The organism is Halorubrum sp. SS7 (genome assembly GCF_005435055.1).
GTDB classification, from domain to species: domain Archaea; phylum Halobacteriota; class Halobacteria; order Halobacteriales; family Haloferacaceae; genus Halorubrum; species Halorubrum salinarum.
The window spans coordinates 1-856 of sequence record NZ_SGXV01000161.1 but is presented as its reverse complement, the minus strand read 5'-3'; the positions used below and the strand labels follow the sequence as shown (position 1 = coordinate 856).

The 856-nt window shown below is 63.4% G+C and carries 2 pseudogenes; both read left to right on the top strand.

Annotated elements, in window-relative coordinates:
- Window positions 1–261: pseudogene (locus EXE44_RS17330) on the top strand (hypothetical protein); the annotation flags it as partial.
- 241 nt (window positions 262–502) lie between these two features.
- Window positions 503–856, top strand: a pseudogene (locus tag EXE44_RS17325) (hypothetical protein); the annotation flags it as partial.

The following is an 856-nucleotide window of genomic DNA, read 5'->3' as shown; positions in this document are numbered from 1 at the left end:
GTCGCCGCCGAGCGCGCCCCGACGAACGCGCACCTGAAGCGCGATCCGTTCGACGCCCGCGTCGTCGCGGTCGGTGACCCCGAAGCGTCGGGGCTCTTCGACCGGGTCGTCCCGCTGAGTTCGCCCGACGCCGGGAGCGAAGCAAACCCGATCGTCACCGACCTGTCGAGCGACTCCGGGAAGGGCCCGTGGTGGCGCCGCCCGATGGCCTTCGACGCGGCGGCGACGAGTCGGTTGCTGGCGCGGATCGATCGGCCCTGAGTCGGCGGGGTTCGGGTGTCAACGCAGAAATACCCAAGTATTGCCGGTGATTGCGGGAAGACGGCCTCTCCCGGAATCGAAAAAGCGCTATCGGGGCGTCTACGGCCGATTTTGTCGCCGAGGCGGTCGAATCGAAAACCGAACATATTCGGCGCCCGTAATATTTGCGCGAAGAGGGTTCCACCTCACATGTTTGTCGGTTTCGTGATTTATACCCCAAAATAAAATTATGGTGTATTCGATGTCAGACCTGAATATCTCGCACGAATACTTCACGTGGAAGCTCGTGCAGGATGTCGCGGAAGAGAAGGGGTACTTCGAGGACGAGGGGGTCGAGGCCGACCTCTCGTACTTCGCGCCGGGAACGCAGGACTTCGAGGGCGAGAACGCCTTCGACGCCGACTGGTGGGACGACATGGACGAGGACGGCGGCACCCACGGCGTCTGCGAGTGGAACGCGGTTCAGGAAGCCTCCGAGACCGACCGCGACATCGTGGGCTCGTACAGCGAGTGGGACCGCGTCGTCTTCGTCCGCGACGACGACGACGCCGAGACCATCGACGACCTGCGTGGTCGACCGATGGGGATCAACAAG